A 24,154-nucleotide genomic window follows, 5' to 3' on the forward strand; every position below is an offset into this window, starting at 1 on the left:
CCAAAGGAAACGGGATGAGCCGCAATTCGCTCTGGGAATATGCCAACCCCCTGAAATTCATACGAACCGCCGACAGGGTACTGCCATGGGTCGCGTGGCTGGCGGCGTTGACGCTGATCGTCGGACTGGTCTGGGGGTTCTTCTTCACGCCCGACGACTACCGGCAAGGGTCCACGGTCAAGATCGTCTATCTGCACGTGCCCGCCGCGCTGATGGCGATCAATGCATGGCTGATGATGCTGGTCACGTCGCTGATATGGATTATCCGCCGGCACCATGTCAGCGCCTTGGCGGCGCGGGCGGCCGCGCCGGTGGGGATGGTCATGACCGTGATCGCGCTGCTGACCGGCGCGATCTGGGGGCAGCCGATCTGGGGCACGTGGTGGGTGTGGGACCCGCGCCTGACCTCGTTTCTGATACTTTTCCTGTTTTATCTCGGCTATATAGCCCTGTGGGAGGCGATCGAGAATGACGACACCGCGGCCGATCTTACCTCGATCCTGTGCCTTGTCGGATCGGTCTTCGCGCTGCTCAGCCGGTACGCGGTCAACTTCTGGAACCAGGGGTTGCACCAGGGGGCCTCGCTGTCGGTGGCGCCCGGCGAGCGGATGGCGATGACCTTCAAGCTGCCATTGTATGTCAGCATGACGGCCTTTGCGTTGCTGTTCATAGCCCTTGTGCTGGTGCGGACACGCACCGAGATCCGGGCACGGCGGATACGGGTGCTTCTGGCACGTGAACGGATGAGGGGGGCATGATGCCGGATCTTGGAAAATACACCGACACCGTGCTGGCCTCCTACGCGGTCTCGCTGATCTTGCTCGCGGGTATCGTCCTGCTCAGCCTCTACCGGTCAAAGCGCGTGAAGAAAGAACTTCAGGAGCTTGAAACGAAAGTGAAAAAAAATGGCTAGAATGTCGCCGTTGATGGTTGCGCCACTGGTGATTTTCGCCGGTTTCGCGGGCCTCGCCCTCGTCGGTCTGGGCCGCGACAACCCCGACGAATTGCCATCTGCATTGACCGGTAAAGCAGCGCCCGACGTTGTCCTGACACCGTTGGGCGATGGAGACCCCTTTACCGACGCGGACCTGCGGGACGGCGATGTGGCGTTGGTGAATTACTGGGCCAGTTGGTGCGCCCCCTGCCGGGTCGAGCATCCCAACCTTGAAGAGCTGGCCAACGAGGGCATCACGATCTACGGGGTCAATTACAAGGACAAGCCCGGTAACGCCTTGGGGTTCCTCGAAGAGCTGGGCAATCCCTATACATCCCTCGGGGCCGATCCCAAGGGTCGAATGGCGTTGGACTGGGGGCTTTACGGCGTCCCCGAGACCTATGTGATCGACGGAGACGGACAGATCGTGCTGCGCTTTGCCGGACCCATCACTGACCGGATCATGGAGAACACGATCCGTCCCGCAATAGAAAAAGCGCGGCAGTAGCGCACCTGCGCGCGCTATCGCATTTTACCGCGATTGCGGGGCCGTGCAGTGATGGGCACTTGATTTCGGCAGTGGGCAGGTCTTTTCGCGGCTGCTGTCGCCCTGCGCCCCGATGACCGCCATCAGGCTGAGAAAGGCCGCCTGCGCGAGAATGATCGCTGTCCGCATCGTCTGTTCCCGTCAAATCCTAATTCCAAGTATGCCATTGTCGCGTGAGACTATTAAATTTTATTGACGTGACCGGTCTGGACGCGGCGTGATCGGCGGAAATCCGTGCAAACCGGGTCGCCTGTGCCGTCAGTTTGCGCGCGTTGCAAAACCGGGGGCTATCCGGTCGCGCGCCCGTTTCGATCCAGCCGCTTTGCGAATCGCACGAGATCGGCCAGGTCGAGCGGATAGTGATCGGCGTCCTTGATCAGGCGGCTCTTGTCGAAATCCGCGTCCGGCTTGGCGATACAGGCATCCGGCCGCCATTCACCCGTGACGAATTTCTCGACGAACGTGTCGTCGCACAGGCGCAGCATCCCGCCGAACACCTCCATCAGGATGGCGGATCCCAACGGACCGTAGCGCGCGCCGCCTGACACGATCTCGCTTTCACGCAGCAGGTAATAGAACAAAGGTGTCTTCTTGGACAGGTCGGTGCCGGATTTGTGCAGCACGGCCTCGACACGCTTCCACTCGTGAACCTCGTCCAGCGCGAGATCGGTGACAGTCAGCGGATAGCCCTTGGATCTCATCTCGTCCGCGATCTCCTGTCCCGAGGCCACCCCGAGCGCCGATGCGCGCATCAGGTTGCGAAACGCAAGAGACCGGTCATTGGGGTTGCGGCTGCCGACGATCGGCAGGTCCATCAACTCGTCCGCGAAGGCCGGGTCGAACGCCTTGGCCATATGCGGGGTCACACACGGGTCGAGATCCAGCATGTACCGCCAATCGGGGGCCAGATCCTCGGGCAGGGCGGTAAACCCGAGGGTGCCGAACGACTCGTCGAACAATTCGACCTCTGTGTGCCGGGCATTCAGCGCGTAACGGTCGCGCACCATCGTGTGCCCGACGCGGTAGGCGGCGGTCGAAAACTCCACCGGCATCGGCAGCTTGCCATGGTCGTCCAGCCCGTAGCAAAGGGGAAAATCACCCTTGTCCCCGCAGATCCTTTCGGCCGCAAAGGCAAAGATCTTTGGATCGCAGATCCGCTTGAGGAAATCGAACAGCACGACGAACTGGTAATGATACCGCGTTTCCTCCTGCGCTGCCTCGAACCGGTTCCACCCACGGGTGGAAATATCGCGCTGGTAGACGCGTTCATCGAAGATGCGGTTGTGCAACTGATGCATCACCAACTGGATCTGTCCGATGAAGATATTCTCGTCGTTGCGTGGATCTCCGATCAGCGCAACGCCACCGGGAGAGCGCGCAAGATCAACGCCGTTATCCGCAACAGCCAGATGTTCGCCGTCATAGATATGCGGGCTGGCTTCCGGGCCGAATCCGTAGACGCAATCAAGGTCCAGACTGGCCGAGCGGACGTTGCCAAGCGTCTTGACGAAACTCGTCACGTCCCTGGCCTGGTCGCTGTCCGGCGACGGTCGCAGCACGCTAGTCGCGTCAAGGGTGATGTCGTGATCCATGAACTGCGCAAAGAAGATATAACCCGCCGGAACGGCCGAGTCGGGCGAGCCGCTGTCGAAATCGTGCATCACGCCACCGGGTCCACCGATGGCGGCGGCCTCGTCCTCGGTCAGGACAACGGGATCAAGTTTCGGAAAAAGATGGGAAAACGTGCCGACCGCGACATGAGAGCATCCGCGTGTCTTGGCCATGCCATGATGACAGGGGGGCTGGGGCTGCATGATAGTCTCCATTTTATAAAAGTTGTTTTTCACGTGCAGAGGCGGAAATACCCTCTGTCGATCAGGGTAGTGTTAACCATTTCTCAATATCAAGGAAAAAGTGACGCAACGTCACCCTTGCCATTTTGATTTCCCGAAATTTGTACGGCGCTATGCAGCCGACTTGAACCGTGCCACCCGCGTCAGGGAAGGGCGCAGGACGTCGGTGCGTCATGGTGCGCGGCCAGCCTGCGCGCGATCGCCGCGATGTGTTCGGGGCCGGTTTCGCAACAGCCGCCGACAATGCGCGCGCCCTGCGCAACCCAGTCGATGGCATGCGCCGCGTAACGCTCCGGCCCGAGATCCTCGCGCGCCTGCAGACTGTCCACGGCGGCCTTGGCGCGCCGGAAATCCGGACTGATCCGGGTAAAGGCGTTGGCATAGGCCCCCACCGGCAGGTCGGCGGTCGCCAGCGCGCACAGCGCATCCGGCATCGATTCGGGAACCGAGCAATTGGCGAGCACGGCCGTGGCCCCTTCGCCCGCCGCGATTGATGCGACATCCGCCACGGCCTCGCCCGAGCGCAGGCGCGTGCCGTCGTCATCATCGACCGTGACCGCCAGCCAGACGGGCACACCGGCGGCATGTGCGCCCCTCAGGGCCGCGCGTGCATGGGTCATCGAGGCCACGGTTTCACAGATCACCAGATCGACGCGCCCGGCCATCAGCGCCGCACATTCGGTATAATATGGCACCGCATCCATCAGGTCGGGATGCGCGTCGGGTCTGTAACTGCCATTGATTGGCCCAAGCGCGCCCGCGATCCGGCCCGATCCGTGCGCGGCGCGCGCACCCTCGGCCGCCCGTAGTGCGGCATCGAAGAGTTCTTCGAACCGGTCCTCGAACTCTGTTCCCTCCAGCCGGTCCCGATGAAGCGCGTAGGTATTTGCGGTGGCGATCTGCGCGCCCGCGGCGAAGTAATCCGCGTGTACCTGCTGGACCAGGCCGGGATTGTCGATCATCAGCCGCGTGGACCACATATGTGTCGGGGCGTCGCCCGAGCGGCGCAGCAATTCTTGGCCCAGACCGCCGTCCAGAAGCGTGATATCGTCCATCTCCGTCTCCTCCTGCCACCCGATGTGGAGCGCCGAGCGTATGTCCGCAACGCCCCCGAATATCAGAGCTAGCCACAGGCTGAACGGGATCAAACTGTCACGACGGTGATTTGTCGTCTTCGCCTGAGACAAATGGTCCGGACAGGGCGGGACTGCCGCCACGCCATCCGCAAACGAAAAGGGCGGCGATGACGCCGCCCTTTTGTATTACTGTGCCCGATCGGGGCGTGTCAGGCTGCCGATTGCGCGAGGTCGCGCAGCACGTAATGCAGCACGCCGCCATGCTCGACATATTCCTTCTCGATGGCGGTATCGATCCGGCATTTCAGCGTGATCTCTTTCTCAGTACCATCGGAATAGGTGATCGTGCAGGGCACTTCCTGCTGCGGCTTGATCGTGTCCAGACCGCTGATCGACACGCTTTCATCGCCGGTCAGTCCTAGCGTCTTGCGCGTGTCGCCGCCCGTGAATTCGAACGGGATCACTCCCATGCCGACGAGGTTCGACCGGTGGATGCGCTCGAAGTTCTCGGCGATCACCGCCTTGACACCAAGCAGGGCCGTGCCCTTGGCCGCCCAATCACGGCTGGAGCCGGCACCGTATTGCTCGCCGGCGAAGATCACCAGCGGCGTGCCCTGGTCCTGCCACGCCATCGCGGCGTCGAAGATCGACGTCTGTTCACCGTCGGGACCCTTGGTGTAGCCGCCCTCGACCCCGTCCAGCATCTCGTTGCGGATGCGGATATTGGCAAAGGTGCCGCGCATCATCACTTCGTGGTTGCCGCGCCGCGAGCCGTACGAGTTGAACTCGCGCACCGGGACCTGACGTTCCTGCAGGTAGCGCCCGGCCGGCGTGTCCGGCTTGAAGGATCCTGCCGGCGAGATGTGATCGGTCGTGACCATGTCGCCGAGAACCGCAAGGACGCGCGCGCCCTCGATATTGTCGATCGTGCCCGGCTCGGCCGACATGCCCTTGAAATACGGCGGATTCTGCACGTAGGTCGATTGCGCGGGCCAATCGTAGGTCTCGCCGCCCGACGTGTCGATGGCGCGCCATTGCTCGTCACCCTTGAAGACGTCGGCGTATTTCTCCTGAAAGGCCTCGCGGGTGACGGTGGCCTCGACCAGCCGCGCGATTTCCTTCTGGGTGGGCCAGAGATCCTTCATGTAGACGGGGTTGCCGTCGGTGTCCTCGCCAAGTGGCTCGCGGGTGACGTCGATATTCATGTCACCGGCCAGCGCGTAGATCACCACGAGCGGCGGGCTGGCAAGATAGTTGGCGCGCACATCCGGGCTGATCCGGCCCTCGAAGTTGCGGTTACCCGACAGCACCGACGTGGCCATCAGGTCGCCCTCGGCGATCGCCTGCGAGATCTCGGGCTGCAAGGGGCCGGAATTGCCGATGCAGGTGGTGCAGCCATAGCCCACGAGGTTGAACCCGATGGCGTCGAGATCGTCCTGCAGACCGGCGGCCTCCAGGTAATGCGACACGACCTGAGAGCCGGGCGCGAGCGAGGTCTTGACCCAAGGCTTGCGCGTCAGGCCCTTTTCGCGCGCCTTGCGCGCCACGAGGCCCGCGCCGATCATCACGTAAGGGTTCGAGGTGTTTGTGCAGGAGGTGATCGACGCGATCACCACAGAGCCGTCGCGCAGCTCGTAATCCTCGCCCTTGACCTTGACCGATTTGCGCGGATCGCGTCCGGTATCGGGGGCAGGGGCCTCGGCCAGCATGTCGCGCGCTGCGTCGCTGTCGTCGTAGCCGCGGAAATCGCAGACCTCGTCATAGAATTTCGCCGCCGCGTGATCCAGCGCCACGTGATCCTGCGGCCGCTTGGGGCCGGAGATCGCCGGCACCACCGTGCCCATGTCGAGCGTCAGCGTGTCGGAATAGACCGGCGCATAGCCGGGGTTCCGCCACAGGCCGTTCTCCTTGGCATAGGCCTCGACCAGCGCGATGCGGTCCTTGTCGCGGCCGGTCTGTTCGAGATAGCGCAGCGTCTCGTCATCGATCGGGAAGAACGCGCAGGTGGCGCCGAATTCTGGGGACATGTTGCCGATGGTCGCGCGATCCGCGAGCGGAAGATGGTCGAGCCCGTCGCCGTAGAACTCGACGAATTTGCCCACGACACCCTTCTCCCGCAGCATCTGTGTGACGCGCAGCACGAGGTCGGTGGCGGTCGTGCCCTCGACCATGGCGCCCGTCAGCTCGAAGCCCACGACCTCGGGGATCAGCATCGAGATCGGCTGGCCGAGCATCGCCGCCTCGGCCTCGATCCCGCCGACACCCCAGCCGAGCACGGCAGCGCCGTTGACCATGGTGGTGTGACTGTCGGTGCCGACAAGCGTGTCAGGGTAGGCCACCGTCTCGCCCGACTGGTCGGTATCGGTCCAGACCGTCTGTGCGAGATATTCGAGGTTGACCTGGTGGCAGATGCCGGTGCCCGGTGGCACGACGCGGAAATTGTCGAACGCGCCCTGACCCCATTTGAGGAATTCGTAGCGTTCCATGTTCCGCTCGTATTCGCGGTCCACGTTCATCTGCAGCGCGCGGGGGTTGCCGAACTCGTCGATCATCACCGAGTGGTCGATGACGAGATCGACGGGGTTGAGCGGGTTGATCTTCTGCGCATCGCCGCCCAGTGCCTTGATCCCGTCGCGCATCGCGGCGAGGTCGACGACCGCTGGCACGCCGGTGAAATCCTGCATCAGGACGCGTGCGGGGCGGTAGGCCAGCTCATGATTGGCGCGGCCGCCATTGTCGGCCCAGGTCGAGAAGGCCTTGATGTCGTCGGTCGTGACGGTCTTGCCATCCTCGTAGCGCAGCATGTTCTCGAGCACCACACGGAGCACGATAGGCAGGTTCGAGAAGGTTCCGAGCCCCGCCTTCTCGGCGGCGTCGATGGAATAATAGGCTACCTTCTGGTCGCCAACGGTGAGGGTCTTGCGGGTCTTCGCGCTGTCTTGTCCGACGCTGATGGGCATGAGCCGTCCTTTCATGGTCGAGTCTGGATCGCTTACCGCAGGTTTTGACCGATTTAGGGCATCCGATCAAGGGCGGTCAGCGCTATTTGTATACTACTGCACACAAATAGGGCCGGTTTTGCGGATTTTCACCCCCCTCTCTCTAAACGGTGATTGGCGACAGGGCGGGGAACGCCCTAGTATGCAACTGTATGAAACATTGGTTCGGGGCACGGGCGTTTATCGTGACAAAAAAGACAATCCTTGCGGCATTCGTGGCGCTTATGACGGTCGGGACAGGGTCGCTCACGGCGGCGGACCGCCCGGTCGTGGTCGAACTTTTCACCTCTCAGGGATGTTCGTCCTGTCCGCCGGCGGATGCGTTCCTTGAAGAGCTTGCGATGCGCGACGACGTGATCGCCTTGTCGCTGCACGTGGATTACTGGGATTACATCGGCTGGGCGGATACGTTCGGCAGCCCCGCACACACCGCCCGGCAGCGCGGCTATGCCAAGGCGCACGGGCACAAGATGGTCTACACGCCGCAGATGATCGTGGGCGGTACGGATGCGGTGGTGGGCACGCACCGCGCCGAGGTGATCGACCTGATCGACAAACATCTGGCGCAAGACACCGCTAACATAACGCTAGAGGTGGCACGCGACGATGACACTGTCACGCTGCGCGCCAGCATGGCGCAGCCGCGCGACACGCCCCTTGTCGTACAACGCGTGCGCTTCAAACCGCAGGAAAGCGTCCGTATCAAGCGCGGCGAAAACGCGGGCCGGACGATCACCTATGTCAATATCGTCACCGGGATGGATCATCTTGTAACCTGGGACACGCGGACACCGCTTGCGGTGCAGTTCGACGCGGCGGGTGAGGGGGCGTCGGTGATCCTGTTGCAGGCCGGCCGGCACGGTCCCATCGCGGCGGCGGTCCGGATCAGCCCATGAGGGCCGATCCAGTGAAACTGACTGTCGGTCTCGGACGCTGTATCAGCCGCGCGCGGCCCTGCGGCGGCGTAGACCCAAAAGACCCATCGGCACGGCGCCAAGGACAAGACCGGCACGCGGCACCGGAACCCGAGACACGGGCGTGGTCGCAGCGTATGCAAAGGGACCTGTGGCAACGCCAGAGGACTGGCCCTTAATGGTGACAAAGGAACCGTTGGCATATCCAAAGCAGAGTTGGGTTATGCCCCCCGCGTCGTCAGCGCGTCAGCACCAGCTTGCCGCCGGTGATCTCTATGCTGGAAAACAGTTGCAGGTAGCTCATCCCCAGCAGCGAGCCCTGCATGTCACCCTCATTGACCACGGCGCGCACATCCTCGTGCCGGACCGGGCCGACAGCGATGCTGTCCAGCCGCACCGGGGCGGTGCGCACCTCGCCATTGGCGGTGAACGCACGCCCGAGGTAATTGAGCGACTGCGTGTCTATGCCGACCTTCTCGGCATCGGCGCGGGTCAGAACCACCTGACTTGCACCCGTATCCACGACAAAACGCAGGGGCGTGCCGTTGACCTCGGCGGTCATGTAGTAATGCCCGTCAGGGGCGCGCGGCAATTCGATCCTGTCGCCCGAGACAACGCTTTGCGCCGGGCGCACGGTCTGCCGGATATCGTCCCACAGACCAACGGCGGCAAGCGCCCCCAGAAAGATCAGCGCCCAGATCAGCGCCTGCTGCAAAAGTCGCCCGATCGACTCGCGGCCCTGCACCACGAACCACAGCACAAGCACGGACCCGAGGATGACCAGATAGGTCAGTCTGGCGAAATCGAACTGTTCCATTTGCCCCTCCTTCAGCCTGCCAGACCGAAACCGCGCAGCCCGTCCAGCACGAACTGCACCGCCAGCGCCGCCAGCAGCATGCCCAGAAGCCGTGTCACCACGTTGATGCCCACCTTGCCGAGCGCCCTTTCAAGAATGCTGCCGGTCAGGAACATCAGGAACACCAGCAGCACCAGCGACAGCATGACCCCGATCACCATCGCAAGACCTTCGGGGCCGGGTTGCTGGCCGACCAGCAGGATGACCGAGGCGATGGCGCCCGGACCCGCGATCAGCGGGATGGCCAGCGGAAAGATAGACGGATCGTCGCCCTCATCCTCTTCGGCGTCGTCGGCCTGACCCTGCCGGCGTTTCGCGCGCCGCTCGAACAGCATATCGAGGGCCGTCAGGAACAACAGCACCCCACCGGCGATGCGAAAGGCGGGCATCGAAATACCGATGAAGCCCAGCACGGCCTCGCCGAAGGCCGCAAACACGATCAACAGCAGCGCCGATGTCACACAGGCGCGTAACGCGATGGCCCGACGGCGCGCCGCGCTCATGCCCTGCGTGAGTGCCACGAAAAGCGGTGTCATGCCGATCGGGTCGATGACCACGAAGAGCGTGACGAACGCGGTGATGAGAAACGCGGTATCCATGCACCGCAGCCTAGCGCGGTTTCGACCGGGACGCCATGCCACGCCAGACCGTGCGCCCGGATTTCAGGCGTCACGCACCCGTGCCAATCAGTCGCCACGACGTATCCGGATGGGGCAGGCGACGCAGTCGGCGGGCCTGTCGCTTATTGGAAACATCGCGGTGGTCAATGCTTTCGCGCGACGGCATGACAGGGATCAGGGTCTTGCCGTGCTCTCATGACACCGGTGTCGCGGATTGCGGCAGCAGGAAGGGTGTGTCACCGGCCGGAGTGACGTTGACCCGCAGGTCGCAGTCATAGACCCGCGACAGGATCCGCGAGGTGATAACCTCGTCCACGCGACCTGCCGCGGCGATCCGGCCCTCGTGGATCATCACAACCTGGTCGGCGAACATCGCGGTCAGGTTGAGGTCGTGCATCACCGCAACCACCCCGCCGCCGCGCGCGGCAAAGTCGCGCGCCAGGCGCATCACTGTCAGCTGGTGCCCGATATCAAGGCTCGACACCGGCTCGTCGAGGAACAGCCAGTTGGCACCGTCCGGTCCCACGGGGGCCCAGATTTGCGCCAGCACGCGGGCAAGTTGCACGCGTTGCTGTTCGCCGCCCGACAGATCCTGATAGACCCGGTGCGCCATGTGACCCAGACCCACATGCGTCAATGCGCGACCGGGCAGGTCGGGGCGGTCGGCGAACCGCCCGGCATGTTGGCCGATGCGCACCACCTCGGCCACGGTGAACGGAAAGGCCAGCCGCGTGGCCTGCGGCAGCACGCCCCGGCGCGCGGCAAGCGCGGGGGCGTGGCGCGGATGCACCGGCAGCCCGTCAAGCGTGATCCGTCCCTCGGCCGCGATCTCGGCGGTGAGCGCGCGCAAGAGGGTCGTCTTGCCCGAGCCATTGGGCCCCGCGATCGCGGTCAGCGCGCCGGGGCGCGCCGTCAGGCTGACATTCTGCAGGATCGGTGTGCCGCCAAGGCACACGGAAATCTCGGAGGCATGCAACATCACAGATCCACCATGCCGCGCCGCTGCAAGAGGATCCACAGGAACACCGGCGCGCCAAGCACGGCCGTCACGATTCCGATGGGCAGTTCGGCGGGGGCGATGACGATGCGGCTGATCATGTCCGCCGCCAGCAGCAAGCTCGCCCCCAGAAGCGCGCAGTTGATCAGCAACGGGCCGTGATCCGGACCGGTCGAGAGGCGCAGCACATGCGGCACCACGATGCCGACAAAGCCGATCCCGCCCGACACGGCCACGGCCGCGCCGGTGGCGGCGGCGACGGTAAGGACGGCGAGGTTCTTGACCCGTTGCACGGGGATGCCAAGGTGCAGCGCGGTCGCCTCGCCAAGCGCCAGTCCGTTGAGGCCGCGCCCCAGAAGGGCCGCGCCCGCGATCGCGACCGCGATGATCGGCGCGGCAATGGCCAGCTTGTCCCATGTCGCCCCGGCGAGCGAGCCGAGACCCCAGAAGGTCAGGTCGCGCAACTGCTGATCGTCGGCGGCATAGACCAGCAGCCCCGAAACCGCGCCCGACAGCGCCCCGAGCGCGATCCCCGCCAACAGCATCGTGGCGACAGAGGTGCGTCCGCCGCGCGTGGCCACCGCGTAAAGCAGCATGACCGACGCCCAGCCCCCCAGAAACGCCGCCGCCGGCACCAGGTAATAGCCCAGCATCGCCTGCAGCGCGGGAGGCAGCAGCCCGCCCAGCACGATCGCAGTCACCGCGCCGAGGCCCGCGCCCGCGCTGACCCCGACGATCCCCGGATCGGCCAGCGGATTGCGGAACAGCCCCTGCATGACCGCCCCCGACACGGCCAGCGCCGCCCCCACCAGCCCGCCCAGCAGGACGCGCGGCAGGCGCACTTCCCACAGGATGATGCCGCTCAGGGCATCCTCCGGCCCGGTCAGCGCGGTCAGCAGCGACACGTCCGAGGCACCGGTCTCGAGGCTCAGCCCGACCACGACCGCCAGGAGCAGCGCCAGCCAGAGATGGGCGCGCCGCGCGGTGCTGCGCCGGTCACGGACGGGCCCCGCGGCCATGCGGTCTTCAGCTTGGGTCAGTGTCATCACCGTCCTCCGCCGCCGCACCGTAAAGTGCGCGGTGCAGGTCGCGCGCCGCCTGCGCCGTGCGCGGACCGAAGCCCAGCAGGTAGAGGCCCTGCATCCGCACGACATGTTCGTTCCGGCCTGCAGGCGTGGTGCGGATCGCCGGCAGGTCGAACAGTTGCGCATCGGCGATCGCGTGGTCGCCCCCACGATCCATCATCAGGATCACGTCGGGCGCGGCGCGGGTCACCGCCTCGTCGGTCATCTGCTTGTAGCCCTCGAACCCGGTGACCGCGTTCACCCCGCCGGACATTTCGATGATGCCCTGCGCCTGCGTGTCGCGGCCGCCTGCCAGAATACGTCCGCCCTCCAGGCTGAGGATGAAAAGCACGCGTTTGGCCTCGTCTGGCGCGATGCGATCCGTCGCGTCACGCGCCGCGGCCAGCGCCGTGCGGGTCTCGTCGATCAGGGCCTGCGCCTTTTCGGGAACCTCCAGCGCCGCGCCCACGATCTCGATCTTGCGCAGGATGCCGTCGCCCGTCCGCGCCTGAGGCACGGTGACGAAGGGAATGTCCGCATTTTCGAGCACGTCGATCGTCTCGGGCGGGCCGGCGCCGTCGGTCGCCAGGATCATCCCCGGTGCGACCGACAGCACGCCTTCGGGGCTGAGCGCACGGGCATAGCCCACATCAGGCAGGTTCTCGGCCTGCGGCGGATAGGTCGAAGTGGTGTCGCGGGCGACCAGCCTGTGCCCCTGATCCAGCGCGAAGATGATCTCGGTAACGTCGCCGCCGATCGAGAGCACGCGGTCGGGCGCTTGCGCGGTGGCTGGGCCGCCCGCGACGAGGGACATCACCGCCATGGCGAGGATGGCGCGGCGTGACGGCATCGCGCGGCTCATGAGCCCACCCCGGCATCGGCCATCCGCGCATCAGGCAACGCGGCCACGAGCGCCGCGAAGGCCGTGCGGTGATCGTCGCTTTCCTTGCGCAGCCCGAAGACCTGAAAGATCAGACCGCCCTCGGCGTCGAACGCCTCGACCGAGACGGTGGGACCGGCGCGGGTTGGCTTTTCCACCGCCCAGACCTCGGCCACGCGATCCGCGCGCAGGTGCAGGTTAAAGCGCGGGTCCATCACGTTCTGCCACGGCCCCATCGGCTTGAGTGTCACGATGGGCCCGGAATGGATCTGGATGCAGCCGCGATTGCCCACGAACACCATGACCTGCGTGCCGCTTTCGGCCAGACGCGACAGCAGCGCGGTGATCGCGGCGGGGTCCAGCGCCCGCGCGAACCGCTCGCCCGCGATGCGGTAGGCGCCCAGCCGGTTCATCCTGAGCTTCGAGGTCATGCGCAGGAACTGGTGCGTGTCGGTCATCCGCTGCCATTCGGCGCGCAGCGTCTCGGCCTTGTCGGGGCGCGATTTCGCCGCCTCGACCGGGTCGCGCGGCGCGAAAGCGGGGCTCTGTCCCTGATCCTCATCGGCGAGGGACACGCGCAGGTCGTCCCAGGCAGCGTGATCGGACGCATCGCGCAGGATGATCTTGTGCACCGCGTCGCCGGCCGCGTCGAAGACCTGCAGGCTGCGGCGCGGGCGCTCCTCGCCTTGGGTCTCGACCATGAAGGCATGGCACCAGTGCCTGGGAAAGATCCGCAGGTCGATCTCGGGCGTCAGGATCATCGCCGCGTGGTCGCCGGGATGGTAATTGTCGTAGGTACCGATCTTTTCATGCACGCACGAAGGGTTGCGCGTCAGCGCCATGACCTCGCCCAGCTTCTGGGCCGCGTCCATGACCCTGTCGGGATGCGCAGCGATGCGCGTGGTGCCCGCGCCGCAGTCGGCGGCCACCAGCGCGGCCTCGCTGAGGCCCATGGCATCGGCCTGGTCGCGCGGGCGCAGTTTCGGGTTTTCCGCGCGAAAGGCGCGGATCTCGTGCGGGGAAACGTTGTGTGTCTGGGCCATGCCTGCCTCGTGATTGTTGAGATGACGATGGCTGTGTCGTTTTTGCGACATGGCTGGTGATTGCAGTCGAAAACGCTGAATCACATTGTTGACTTTTTTACTCGTAAATAGATAGACGATGCAACAGGCGATCTGACATTGTATCGCCCCCCCCCCCCTCGAAATGCCGTGCCAGCCGTCCGCAAGCACATCGGTACTCTCACCGCCGCTTGACCCGGAAGGATACGGAATGAAACGACCCACACTATTGATGGCCTCCAGCTGCCTTTGCATCGCGGGTGGCGCTTGGGCCCCCGCCCTCGGCCAAGAAGCCCCGGCGACACCCACCCCGGATGACGGGTTTCTCGGCACGATCACCTTGGGCGAAAGCAAGCGCAAGGTGCAGACCCGGACGGCGACCCCGCGCACGGTGATCGACGCGCAGGAATTCCGCGACCGGCAGGCCAGCACAGTTGCCGAACTGATCGATTCGGTGCCCGGCGTGGCGCTGGTGAACGGCGACACGGCGCAGGGCTCTGGCGTGTCGATCCGGGGCTTCGGCTCGAACCAGACCTTCGGCACCGACCAGAAGGTGCTGATCCAGATCGATGGCGCCACCCGCGGGGCCGAAGAACTCTACCGCATCGGCACGCAGCTTTTTACCGATCCGTTCCTTTACAAGGAGGCCGAGGTAATCCGCGGCACCGTGGGCTCGTTCGAATACGGCTCGGGCGTGGTGGGCGGTGTCGTGCGGCTGGAAACCGTCGACCCGGACGACCTGACCCGCGGCGAGACCGGTGTCGCCCTGCGCCAGACGCTGGAATTCGGCACCAACGGATCGGGGGTGGCCTTGTCGAGCATCGGGGCGTGGCAGCCGACCGAGGATTTCGGCCTGCTGTTCAACTACACCGAGCGCAGGCTGGGCTTTCCCGAGGACGGCAAGGGCGACATCATCAATCCGGGACGTCAGAAGATCGACGACCCGTCCATTCTGGTGAAGGGCAAGTACCGCTTTGGCGACGACAAGGCGCACGCGCTCGAAGCGAGCCATCAGCGCACCAAAAGCTCGCAATTCGACGTTCCTTACGATTCCTTCGGCAATCTGACCTTCTTCGGCAATGTCGACCGAAAAATCGAGGCAGAGACGACGATCTTCAAATATAGCTTCAACCCGACAAGCGACCTGATCGACCTGTCGCTGCAGTATTCCCTATCCGACGAGCAGGTGGACCAGCAGCCGGTGTCGTGCCCCGCGAGCCCAGTGGGCCGCATCCCGCCCTGTTCGGGGCTGCTCGACGCCGATCAGAGATACGAGACCACGACCGTCACCCTCAAGAACACCGCGTTCTTCGAGACCGGCATGGCCGTGCATGACCTGACCGCGGGGATCGAATACATCAACCGCAAGCGCGCCGACGCCTTCGCGGCCCCCGGCGGCGAGGATGACCGCTGGGCGATCTTCGCCGTCGACGAGATCGCCATCGGCGATGCCTGGACCGTAACGCCGGCGACCCGCTACGAAAGTTCAGAGGTGACCGGCTCCACCGCGCCCAATGACGGGCGTTTCTCCAACGACGCGCTGATGGGCGGTCTGTCGCTGCGCTATGCCTTTGGCAACGGTCTCGCGGTGTTCGGCAGCGCCGCCTATACCGAGGGCCTGCCACCCATCGACGATCTGGAATTTCCCGACCGCATCGACCAGACCGAGAAATCCCGCACCTATGAGCTGGGCTTGTCCTATGACCGGCAGGGCGTGATCCGCGACAATGACACCCTGGCGCTGAAACTGACCTGGTTCGACAGCGAGCTTTGGGATGTCACCTCCTTTGTCGGAAGCGGACAGGCATCGGACCCTCTCGACGAGGTCCGCACCAATGGGATCGAGATAGAAGCCTCCTACGCGATGGCGAGCGGCTTTTACGTCGATCTCAACGCCACCTGGGGCGACGGTGAAGAGGTCGACAGTCTCGGCACCGTGCGCGACTGGCGCAACCAGGCCCAGGACACCCTGCGCCTGACCGTGGGCAAGGTCTTCGATGACATCTACGATCTGAGCTGGGAGACGGTGCTCTCCGACGATATCGACACGAGCGATCCGGGCACCTCAGGCGATGGCTATGACGTGCACAACCTGCGCCTGACGGTGGCGCCAGATGGCAGGGGCGTGTGGCAGGACACCGAATTCCGCTTCGGCATCGAGAACGTCTTTGACACGCAGTACACCCCCAACCTCGCCTCGCGGCCGCAACCGGGGCGCAACGTCAAGATGACGCTGGCAAAGACGTTTTGAGACGGGTCCGGCGCGCGCGGCAGATGGGCACAGGACCGTCTGCCGCGTGCCTGCCGGCACCAGTCACAGGGCCGCGCCGACGTCCCCCACGCGGCGCGCGGGGGCCATTGCGCGGGGTCTTCACGGTCAGTCCCAAAGTTCTTGACTCATTTGCTCGTGAACGGGTCGGGGTGCGGGCGGTGCGGCGACTGCGCCGCCTATCCACACACAGACCGTGCCAGCCTTGGGCCAGCCATGCGGTTCTCTCGGCCTCTCCCGACCGGAGGCGAAAGGAGCTTGTCATGATTGCGCCCTGCCGGGGTTTGTCCTGCCGCGTCCATGCCGCCGTGCTTGCGCTTGGGGCGCTCGCTGCGCCCGGTCTTGCGCAACCGGCCGACGATGTCCCGCACCCACGCCTGGACCTGACCCTCAACACGGTGGTCGCGACCGAGGGCGGCGGCTGCCGGGTGACCTTCGTGATCCGCAACGATCTTGGCGCGGCGATCGAGAAACTGGTTACCGAGGCGGTGCTGTTCGACACGAAAGGCCGTGTCGCCACGATGACGCTGTTCGATTTCGGCGCCTTGCCCGAAGGCCGCCCGCGGGTGCGGCAATTCGATCTGGCCGGGTCGTCCTGCGACGATATCGGCGAGGTTCTGGTCAACGGCATCGGCACCTGCGAGGGTGACGGTCTCTCGCCGGAGATCTGCCTTGCCGGGCTGCGCCTGTCATCCGACTCGGCTGTCGAGGTGACGGGATGAGCTGGATCGAGGCCATGATGGACCGGCTGGGCGGCCTGATCGAGACGGGCGGGCCGGTGATCGCGATCATCGCCGTCATCTCGGTGGCGACGCTGGCGGTGATCCTTTACAAGGGCTGGCAGTTCGGTGCCTCGGGCGTCGGGCGGCATCACGCCCTGCGCGCCGCCGTCAACGCATGGGATCGCGGCGAGAGGCAGGCCGCGCGCCGCGCGCTGGAGGGATCGCGCAGCTACCTCGCGCCGGTGATCGCACGGGCCTTCGCGGCCGATGATCCGCGCGACACCGTGACCATCCGCCGGATCGAGGCCGAGGCCGAGATGCGGTTTGCCCGGCTCGAACGCGGGTTCCGCTTTCTCGACACGGTGGCGCAGGTGGCCCCGCTGCTGGGTCTCTTCGGCACGGTTCTTGGCATGATCGAGGCCTTCCAGGCGCTGCAATCGGCCGGGTCGCAGGTCGACCCGTCGCTGCTGGCCGGCGGCATCTGGGTGGCACTTCTGACCACCGCCGCCGGGCTGGCCGTCGCGATGCCGGCCTCGGTGGTGCTGTCATGGTTCGACGCGCGCCTCGCCGCCGAGCGCGCGCTGGCCGATCACGCGCTGAGCGTGGTGCTGGGCCCCGACGGGCACGCCGCCCCCGAGGCTGCGCCGCAGGGCCGGGCGGTGCCCCGGTGTGCGTGATGCGGCGTTCCGGCGGCGCAAGCTGTCGCTGACCTCGCTGATCGACGTGATCTTCCTGCTGCTTCTGTTCTTCATGCTTTCCTCGACCTTCTCGCACTATTCCGAGGTGGAACTGGCCACCTCCGGGGCCGGGGCCGCGCCGGCCCCCGATACGCGGCCCATCTTCGTGCGACTGCGGGCCGACAGTCTGCGGGTGAACGCGCGCGAGGTAGATATCGCGGGCCTGCCCGGTGCGGTCACGCCGCTGATGGACGGCGAGGCGCGCGCCCTCGTCAGCACCGGCGCGGATGTCACCGCGCAGCGGCTGACCGATCTGTTGCTCGCCTTGCGCGCGATCCCCCGTATCTCGGTCCAGGTGCTGGCGCCGTCATGAAAGCCCCCGAGCGCCGCACCCGCCGCGAGCCCACCATCGCGCTGATCAATATCGTTTTCCTGATGTTGATCTTCTTCATGGCCGCCGCCACGCTCGCGCCGCCGCTCGACGGTGACCTGCGTCTGGTGCGCACCGAGGATCTTGACGGCCGCGCCCCGCCCGACGCGCTTGTCATCCATGCCGATGGCCGGCTGGTCTATCGCGGCGAGGTGCTGCCCGATGCCGCCGCCTACATGCGCGCTGCTTACGCCAACGGGGAGGAAAAGGTACGCGATGTCCGCATCGTGCCCGATGCGGACCTGCCCGCGCCCGACCTCATCCGGCTTGGCGAGGCGCTGCGTGCCTCGGGGGCCGGGCGTGTGGTGATGGTCACCGAACGGGGGCTGGAATGATCCGGCGCTCGCGCGCGATGCTCGGTCTCTGCGCCGGCGCGGCGCTCGCGGTGCATGGCGCCGGCCTGTGGGTGTCGGACACCCCGGCAAGGATCGAGATCGCGGGCGGGGCAGGGGCCTCCGAGGCCATGCTGGGCAGCAGCTTCGCCGACATGGTGGCCGGCGCCGCACAGCCCGTCTCCGACAGCACGGTCACACCGAATCGTCAATCGGATCAGAAGGTTGATCCCGTCGCGCCGGGCGAGGCGGTGCGCCTGGAAATGCCTGCGACGGCGCAGGCCGCACCGCCACCTGCCGCTCGGAAAAGTGCCGCGTCGCAGGCACGCGCCAAGCCCGCCACGCCCGAGAAAACGGCCCCGCCGCCGCCCCCCGAAACGCCCATGACCGACGCCACAGCCCCGGCCCGCGCCGCCCCGGCGATCGAGCCGGCGCTGCCACAAGCCACGACGAAACCGGTACAAGACGTCGAAACTGCCAGGACACCCGATGCGGCCAAGGCCACGCGGGCGGCGCGTCCCCGTGATCCCGCAGCCCCGCGCGAGGTGGTTGCAGCTGTGCCCGAGACATCGGAGGGGCTTCAGGTGTCGCGGCGCCCGCAGACCCGCCCCCGCGCGGTCGAAACGGCCGCCGCGGCCCGCCAATCCCCCGAACCCGAGCGCAAAACCGAGGCTCGCAGGACGTCCGGCAGCAACGCAAGCCGCGACGCCACCCGCGGCAGCACCTCGGGCCGCAAGGATGCCACCGCGACGCGACAGGGCCGCGACACGGCCCGCCGCGACGATGCGCAGGGCAACGCGGCCGCCAGCAATTATCCGGGCAAGGTCATGCGCCACCTCGCCCGCGTGCCGCGCCCGCGTGCCACGTCGCGCGGGGCGGCGTTGGTCCGGTTCAACATCGCGGCGGGCGGACGGCTCGCCTCGGTCGGCCTAGCCCGCTCCTCGGGCTCCTCCCGCCTCGACCGCGCGGCCCTCACCGTCGTCCAGCGCGCCGCCCCGTTCCCGGTCCCGCCACAGGGCGCGCAGCGCAGTTTCTCGGTCGAGATCAAGGGGCGATAAGGTGCAGCCGTGTCCGGGCCAGTCGGGCACGGTCACGGGGCGTCGTCATCGGCGGGACACCGGGGTGAAACGTGGCGTGCGGTCTGGCCCACACGGCCCTTTTGACGCCCGCGGGACGCGGCACGGGCACCTGCCGGGGACAGATCGTGTGGCGGGCGCTTCTAGCGTTCCGCCGCGTCCAGCTTTTCCTGCGCTTCGAGCCACAGCTTTTCGGCCAGTGCCAGCCCGTCCTTGATCTCGGCGTATTTCTTTTGCCATTCGGTGACGCCGTGCACGTCGTTGTAGATCGCCGGATCGGCGAGCTTGGCCGCGACCCTGGCTTCCATACCCGACAGTTTTTCAACGCGTTGCTCGCATTTCTTCACGTCCTGCCGCAATGCGAGGATGGCGTCGCGCGAGGGGCGTTTGGGCTTGTCAGGCTTGGGCTTTCGAGCGGGCTTGTCGGCGTCGTCGCCGCGCAGCAGCATCGTGCGGTAGCTTTCCAGATCGCCCTCATAGGGCGTGACTTCGCCCTTGTTCACCAGCCACAACCGGTCGGCCACGAGGCTCAGCAGGTGCATGTCGTGGCTGACGAGGATGATAGCGCCGGAATAGGCCGTCAGCGCCTCGACCAGAGACTCTCGGCTCTCGATGTCGAGGTGGTTGGTCGGCTCGTCCAGGATCAGCATGTGCGGCGCGTCCAGCGTAGCCAGCATTAGCGACAGCCGCGCCTTCTGCCCGCCCGACAGGTCCGCGACGGTGGTGTCGGCCTGTTCCGCACCGATGCCGAAGCCGCCCAGCCGCGCGCGCAGTTTCGAGGGCGCCTCGGCGGGGCGCAGGCGCTTGATATGCTCGAGCGGCGTCTCGTCGCGGTGCAACTCCTCGACCTGGTGCTGGGCGAAATAGCCCACGCGCAGTTTCGAGGCTTTGTGCGCCTGCCCGTCGATCAGTTGAAGTTTGTCCGCAAAGAGCTTGGACAGGGTCGATTTTCCCTCGCCGTTGCGGCCCAGAAGCGCGATGCGGTCATCCTGGTCGATGCGCAGGTTGAGGTTGCGCAGCACCGGCACGCCGTCATAGCCGACCGACCCGTTCTCGATCCGCAGGATGGGGGGCGACAGTTCCTCTGGCGGCGGAAAGCTGAAGCGTTTCAGCGCGGCCTCCTGTGGGCGGGTGATCGGCTGCATCTTGGCAAGCGCCTTGATCCGGGACTGGGCCTGGCGGGCCTTGTCGGCCTTGTAGCGGAACCGATCGACATAGGATTGCAGATGCGCGCGACGCTGCTCCTGCTTTTTCGCCTCGGATTCGGCGGCGGCGATGCGCGCCGCGCGGGTTTCGGCAAAGCGGTCGTAATTGCCCTGGTAAAGCGTCAGCTTGCGATCCTCGAGATGCAGGATGGCCCCGACGGCGCGGTTGAGCAGACCGCGGTCGTGGCTGACGATCAGCACCGTGTGGGGATAGCGCGCGAGATACGATTCGAGCCACAGCGCGCCTTCGAGATCGAGATAGTTGGTGGGCTCGTCGAGCAGCAGCAGATCGGGCTGCGCGAACAGCACCCCGGCCAACGCCACGCGCATCCGCCAGCCGCCAGAGAAGGCCGAGCACGGCTGAAGCTGTGCCGCGTCATCAAAGCCCAGCCCCTTGAGGATCGAGGCGGCGCGCGCCTCGGCCGACCAGGCGTCGATATCGGCCAGCCGGGTCTGGATCTCGGCGATGCGGGTGCCATCCTTGGCGGTGTCGGACTCGTGCATCAGTTCCGCGCGTTCCGTGTCATAGGCCAGCACGGTATCGAGCAGGGACACCTCGTTTCCGGGCACTTCCTGCGCGACGCCGCCGATGCGCGCGCGTTCGGGCAGCGTGATCGCGCCGGTCTCCAGCGCCAGTTCGCCGCGGATGAGCCGAAAGAGGGTCGTCTTGCCGGTGCCGTTGCGGCCCACGATGCCGACCTTGTGACCGTCGGGAACCGAGGCCGAGGCATGCTCGATAAGCGTGTGGCCCGCCACCGCGTAGCTTATATCGTCGATGTGTAACATGGGCACCGCATGCCGCATGCGCGCGGCGGCGTCAATCGCGGCTTTTCAAGGCGTGGACCCCATGCTATCGGGCGCGGCATCGAGACTGGTCGGGCAGGGGGTCCGGCCGCTGATTTTATCCAGAAAAAGAGGCTGACATGGCTGTTGAACGCACGCTGAGCATCATCAAACCCGACGCGACCAAGCGCAACCTGACCGGCAAGATCAATGCCAAATTCGAAGAGGCGGGGCTGCGCATCGTCGCGCAAAAGCGCATCCAGCTGACGCCCGCGCAGGCAGGGGTTTTCTACGCGGTCCACAAGGAGCGCCCGTTCTACGGCGAGCTGTGCGAGTTCATGGCGTCGGGCCCGGTCGTGGTGCAGGTGCTTGAAGGCGAAGGGGCAATTGCCAAAAACCGCGAGGTGATGGGCGCCACCAACCCCGCCGAGGCCGCCGCGGGCACGATCCGCGCCGAGTTCGCGGAGTCTATAGGCGAGAACGCGGTGCACGGGTCGGATGCGGCCGATACCGCCGCGGTCGAGATCGCCTATTTCTTCTCGGGTCTCGAACAGGTCGGCTGAGCCGTCCTGGGACACACCTATCGCTTACTGTGACAGGCCGCATGCCATCGGGGCATGCGGCCTTTTGCGTTCGACCCGCGGGCGCGGGTGTTCGCCTGTCCACAACGCCTGTTTGAAACTGCGGCTTTGTTCACGGGCCCAGATGTGTCACACAGCGTAACGTAGTTATGCACACATGAACCCGGAGTTATCGAATGAAAAAGACACTGTTCGCAGCCGCTTTCGCCATGGGCACGACCGCCATCGGCGCAACCGCCGCCCTCGCCGAGGCCGAGGCCTATAACCTTGACCCAAGCCACAGCCAGGTGCTGTTTTCGTACAATCACTTCGGCTTTTCGACGACATACGGCATGTTCTCGGGCTTCAAAGGCGAGATCATGTTTGACGAGGAAAACCCCGCGGAGTCGTCGGTCAACGTGTCCATGCCGTTGATGTCGATGTTCACCGGCTGGGAAAAGCGCGAGTCGCATTTCATGTCCGAGGATTTCTTCGACGCGGCCGAGGGTGACATGATCACCTTCACGTCGACCGATATCGAAGTGACGGGCGAGGATACCGCGAAAATCACCGGCGATCTGTCGATGAACGGCGTGACGCAGTCGGTCGTGCTTGACACGACGCTCAACCGTCAGGCTGATTCGCACCCGACCCAGAACAAGCCGTGGCTGGGCTTTGATGCCACCACCACGCTGCTGCGGTCGGATTTCAACGTCGGCAACTTCGCCCCCATGGTCAGCGACGAGGTCGATGTGCGGATCTCGATCGAGGCTGGCAAAGCCGAATGACATCCATCCGGCGCAACCGATCGTGCCGCAGTAACCAATTATAACCAGTTCCGGCATAACCTGCCGGTGTGACGAGTGGTCTTGGTAACAAGTGAATCGCGCGGGTCAGCGCGGTGCGGGCCGTCTGCCATGTGCAGGCGGCCCTTTTTCGTGGGTGCGTCAGGTGCCGTAGGCGCGGGTTGGGATCATCACGTCCTCTGCCGCAGAAATCAGCGCGTCGGCTATGAAATCCAGCTCTGTACGTGTCAGGCGCGCGGGCAGGCGGACATCGCAGGCGCGCATCAGCATGGCGCGGGTGCGCGGCAGGTCCGGCGTCTCGCCGGGCAGGAATTGCCAGTTCCAGTAGGCACGCGCGTTATCGGAGCTGAGGCCGAAGACCTGCACCTTGATGCCGCGCGCTGCGGCGGCCTCTGTGAAGGCGCGTGTCTCGGCGTCGCTGAGCCCGACAAGGTTGAACTGGATCGAATCCGGGGCGCGCGCCTCAGGGGGCAGTTTCTCGGGCACCGAAAGCCACCGCGAGGTATTAAGGCAACCTGCCACGTGATCGTGGCCTGCGCGCCCACAGCTTACCCGCCGCGCCACCTCGGGCAGTTGCGGGCGGATGATCGCCGCCGACAGGTTGTTCAGACGCAGATTGTACAGCGGCAGCTTGTTCTGCCAGCGGGCGAAGGCCGCCTCGAGCCCCGCGTCGCGTGCGTCCATGTGCTTGGCCCAGTTATGTTCGTACGCGCCCGACATGATGACGGCGCGGGCGATCAGATCGGGGTCGTCGCTGACCATGATTCCCCCCTCGCCGGCATTGACCAGTTTGTAGGACTGGAAACTGAAACATCCCGTCCGCCCCAGCGTGCCGATATTGCGGTCGCGCCACGTGGTGCCAAGCGAATGCGCCGCGTCCTCTATCACGGGGATGTCGCGCGCGTCACACAGTGCCATGATCGCGTCCATGTCGGACGTATGACCGCGCATGTGGCTGATGATGACCGCCGAGATGTCCCCGTCGAGTCGTGCCTCGAAATCTGCCATGTCGATGCGGTAATTCTCGGCCACCTCGCACAGCACCGGCACGCAGTCTGCGTGGATCACCGAAGACGGCACCGCGGCAAAGGTGAAACCGGGGATCAGCACGGCTGCGTCGCGCGGCAGGTCCAGCGCCTTGAGCGACAGGAACAGCGCCGCCGAACACGACGACACAGCAAGCGCATAGCGCGATCCCATGAGTGCCGCGAATTCGCGTTCAAGCAGTGTCACAGGGGCATTGTCGGGGGCCGTGTAGCGAAAGAGATCGCCCGATTGCAGCATCCTGTCGATTTCCGCGCGCGCGGCCTCGGGGATGGGTTCGGCGTCATAAACATTGGGAACGGACGACATGTTCGGATTTCCTGAATCTGGAGTTCGGATTTTCAAAATGCATAGGCCAGATTTGTAATGTTTTGTCAAAGAAAACCATGGATGCGTCGCCCCACCCAAGGACGAGTCGTGCGGCACCGGTTGATCGAAATCAGTGCGCG

24 protein-coding genes are annotated in these 24,154 nt (G+C 65.4%); 12 read left to right on the forward strand and 12 right to left on the reverse strand.

Going from position 1 to position 24,154, the window contains the following annotated elements; genetic code table 11:
- Positions 1-14: 14 nt before the first annotated feature.
- Genes ACROSR_RS05590 through ACROSR_RS05600 form a run of 3 tightly spaced genes read left to right on the forward strand, consistent with a single transcriptional unit; the run spans position 15 to position 1,442 of the window.
- Complete coding sequence (locus ACROSR_RS05590) at positions 15-758, forward strand: heme ABC transporter permease (RefSeq protein ID WP_432682908.1); 744 nt, start codon at positions 15-17, stop codon at positions 756-758.
- Positions 755-913, forward strand: coding sequence for a heme exporter protein CcmD (ccmD, locus tag ACROSR_RS05595; protein WP_432682910.1), 159 nt, complete (start codon positions 755-757; stop codon positions 911-913). The genes ACROSR_RS05590 and ccmD overlap by 4 nt, the downstream gene beginning before the upstream one ends.
- Positions 906-1,442: a DsbE family thiol:disulfide interchange protein gene (locus tag ACROSR_RS05600; protein ID WP_432682912.1), complete on the forward strand. Its 537-nt coding sequence runs from the start codon at positions 906-908 to the stop codon at positions 1,440-1,442. Before ccmD ends, ACROSR_RS05600 begins: the two co-directional genes overlap by 8 nt.
- Before the next feature lie 24 nt (positions 1,443-1,466).
- Here the strand turns inward: ACROSR_RS05600 and ACROSR_RS05605 are convergent, their stop codons facing one another.
- From ACROSR_RS05605 to acnA, 4 genes are all read right to left on the reverse strand, one after another.
- Positions 1,467-1,610 carry a hypothetical protein gene (locus tag ACROSR_RS05605; protein WP_432682914.1) on the reverse strand — a complete coding sequence of 48 codons (144 nt, stop codon included), beginning with the start codon at positions 1,608-1,610 and terminating at the stop codon, positions 1,467-1,469.
- 158 nt (positions 1,611-1,768) lie between these two features.
- Positions 1,769-3,265 carry a peroxidase family protein gene (locus ACROSR_RS05610; RefSeq protein ID WP_432682916.1) on the reverse strand — a complete coding sequence of 499 codons (1,497 nt, stop codon included), beginning with the start codon at positions 3,263-3,265 and terminating at the stop codon, positions 1,769-1,771.
- Between the two features lie 212 nt (positions 3,266-3,477).
- A complete protein-coding gene (locus ACROSR_RS05615; protein ID WP_432682918.1) occupies positions 3,478-4,389 on the reverse strand; it encodes a homocysteine S-methyltransferase family protein in 912 nt (303 codons plus the stop codon).
- Positions 4,390-4,619: 230 nt separating this feature from the next.
- Positions 4,620-7,370, reverse strand: a complete 2,751-nt coding sequence (gene acnA, locus ACROSR_RS05620; protein WP_432682920.1) for an aconitate hydratase AcnA — start codon at positions 7,368-7,370, stop codon at positions 4,620-4,622.
- Between the two features lie 224 nt (positions 7,371-7,594).
- Between acnA and ACROSR_RS05625 the strand changes: the two genes are divergently transcribed.
- Positions 7,595-8,305: a DUF1223 domain-containing protein gene (locus tag ACROSR_RS05625; RefSeq protein ID WP_432682922.1), complete on the forward strand. Its 711-nt coding sequence runs from the start codon at positions 7,595-7,597 to the stop codon at positions 8,303-8,305.
- Positions 8,306-8,561: 256 nt separating this feature from the next.
- Here the strand turns inward: ACROSR_RS05625 and ACROSR_RS05630 are convergent, their stop codons facing one another.
- The 6 genes from ACROSR_RS05630 to ACROSR_RS05655 form a co-directional block, all read right to left on the reverse strand.
- The gene (locus ACROSR_RS05630) at positions 8,562-9,140 is read right to left on the reverse strand and encodes a retropepsin-like aspartic protease family protein (protein ID WP_432682924.1); all 579 of its coding nucleotides are present in this window, start codon (positions 9,138-9,140) and stop codon (positions 8,562-8,564) included.
- A gap of 11 nt (positions 9,141-9,151) precedes the next feature.
- A complete protein-coding gene (locus ACROSR_RS05635; protein ID WP_432682926.1) occupies positions 9,152-9,778 on the reverse strand; it encodes a MarC family protein in 627 nt (208 codons plus the stop codon).
- 214 nt (positions 9,779-9,992) lie between these two features.
- Complete coding sequence (locus ACROSR_RS05640) at positions 9,993-10,778, reverse strand: heme ABC transporter ATP-binding protein (RefSeq protein ID WP_432682928.1); 786 nt, start codon at positions 10,776-10,778, stop codon at positions 9,993-9,995.
- Complete coding sequence (locus ACROSR_RS05645; RefSeq protein ID WP_432682929.1) at positions 10,778-11,842, reverse strand: FecCD family ABC transporter permease; 1,065 nt, start codon at positions 11,840-11,842, stop codon at positions 10,778-10,780. Before ACROSR_RS05645 ends, ACROSR_RS05640 begins: the two co-directional genes overlap by 1 nt.
- Entirely contained in the window at positions 11,823-12,722 is a 900-nt protein-coding gene (locus ACROSR_RS05650; RefSeq protein WP_432682931.1) for a heme/hemin ABC transporter substrate-binding protein, read from the reverse strand. The genes ACROSR_RS05645 and ACROSR_RS05650 overlap by 20 nt, the downstream gene beginning before the upstream one ends.
- The gene (locus ACROSR_RS05655; RefSeq protein ID WP_432682933.1) at positions 12,719-13,783 is read right to left on the reverse strand and encodes a hemin-degrading factor; all 1,065 of its coding nucleotides are present in this window, start codon (positions 13,781-13,783) and stop codon (positions 12,719-12,721) included. The genes ACROSR_RS05650 and ACROSR_RS05655 overlap by 4 nt, the downstream gene beginning before the upstream one ends.
- A 229-nt stretch (positions 13,784-14,012) precedes the next feature.
- Between ACROSR_RS05655 and ACROSR_RS05660 the strand changes: the two genes are divergently transcribed.
- From ACROSR_RS05660 to tolA, 6 genes are all read left to right on the forward strand, one after another.
- Positions 14,013-16,052, forward strand: coding sequence for a TonB-dependent receptor domain-containing protein (locus ACROSR_RS05660; protein WP_432682935.1), 2,040 nt, complete (start codon positions 14,013-14,015; stop codon positions 16,050-16,052).
- 281 nt (positions 16,053-16,333) lie between these two features.
- A complete protein-coding gene (locus ACROSR_RS05665) occupies positions 16,334-16,792 on the forward strand; it encodes a hypothetical protein (protein ID WP_432682937.1) in 459 nt (152 codons plus the stop codon).
- On the forward strand, positions 16,789-17,469 hold the full coding sequence (locus tag ACROSR_RS05670; protein WP_432682939.1) for a MotA/TolQ/ExbB proton channel family protein: 681 nt from the start codon (positions 16,789-16,791) through the stop codon (positions 17,467-17,469). The genes ACROSR_RS05665 and ACROSR_RS05670 overlap by 4 nt, the downstream gene beginning before the upstream one ends.
- The gene (locus ACROSR_RS05675; protein WP_432682941.1) at positions 17,462-17,842 is read left to right on the forward strand and encodes a biopolymer transporter ExbD; all 381 of its coding nucleotides are present in this window, start codon (positions 17,462-17,464) and stop codon (positions 17,840-17,842) included. Before ACROSR_RS05670 ends, ACROSR_RS05675 begins: the two co-directional genes overlap by 8 nt.
- The gene (locus tag ACROSR_RS05680) at positions 17,839-18,234 is read left to right on the forward strand and encodes an ExbD/TolR family protein (RefSeq protein WP_432682943.1); all 396 of its coding nucleotides are present in this window, start codon (positions 17,839-17,841) and stop codon (positions 18,232-18,234) included. The genes ACROSR_RS05675 and ACROSR_RS05680 overlap by 4 nt, the downstream gene beginning before the upstream one ends.
- Complete coding sequence (gene tolA, locus ACROSR_RS05685; protein WP_432682945.1) at positions 18,231-19,289, forward strand: cell envelope integrity protein TolA; 1,059 nt, start codon at positions 18,231-18,233, stop codon at positions 19,287-19,289. The genes ACROSR_RS05680 and tolA overlap by 4 nt, the downstream gene beginning before the upstream one ends.
- 161 nt (positions 19,290-19,450) lie before the next feature.
- Here tolA and ACROSR_RS05690 read toward each other — a convergent pair whose 3' ends face one another.
- Positions 19,451-21,298: an ABC-F family ATP-binding cassette domain-containing protein gene (locus ACROSR_RS05690; protein WP_432682947.1), complete on the reverse strand. Its 1,848-nt coding sequence runs from the start codon at positions 21,296-21,298 to the stop codon at positions 19,451-19,453.
- Between the two features lie 137 nt (positions 21,299-21,435).
- Between ACROSR_RS05690 and ndk the strand changes: the two genes are divergently transcribed.
- Together ndk and ACROSR_RS05700 are read left to right on the forward strand one after the other, a co-directional pair.
- Positions 21,436-21,858, forward strand: coding sequence for a nucleoside-diphosphate kinase (ndk, locus tag ACROSR_RS05695; RefSeq protein WP_432682949.1), 423 nt, complete (start codon positions 21,436-21,438; stop codon positions 21,856-21,858).
- A 194-nt stretch (positions 21,859-22,052) separates the two neighbouring features.
- Positions 22,053-22,643: a YceI family protein gene (locus ACROSR_RS05700; RefSeq protein WP_432682951.1), complete on the forward strand. Its 591-nt coding sequence runs from the start codon at positions 22,053-22,055 to the stop codon at positions 22,641-22,643.
- Positions 22,644-22,802: 159 nt separating this feature from the next.
- Here the strand turns inward: ACROSR_RS05700 and ACROSR_RS05705 are convergent, their stop codons facing one another.
- Positions 22,803-24,014 (reverse strand): DegT/DnrJ/EryC1/StrS family aminotransferase, encoded by a 1,212-nt coding sequence (locus ACROSR_RS05705; protein WP_432682953.1) that lies wholly within the window; start codon positions 24,012-24,014, stop codon positions 22,803-22,805.
- Positions 24,015-24,154 lie beyond the last annotated feature (140 nt).

The sequence above is a fragment of the Roseovarius tibetensis genome, assembly GCF_050896375.1.
Taxonomy (GTDB): domain Bacteria; phylum Pseudomonadota; class Alphaproteobacteria; order Rhodobacterales; family Rhodobacteraceae; genus Roseovarius; species Roseovarius tibetensis.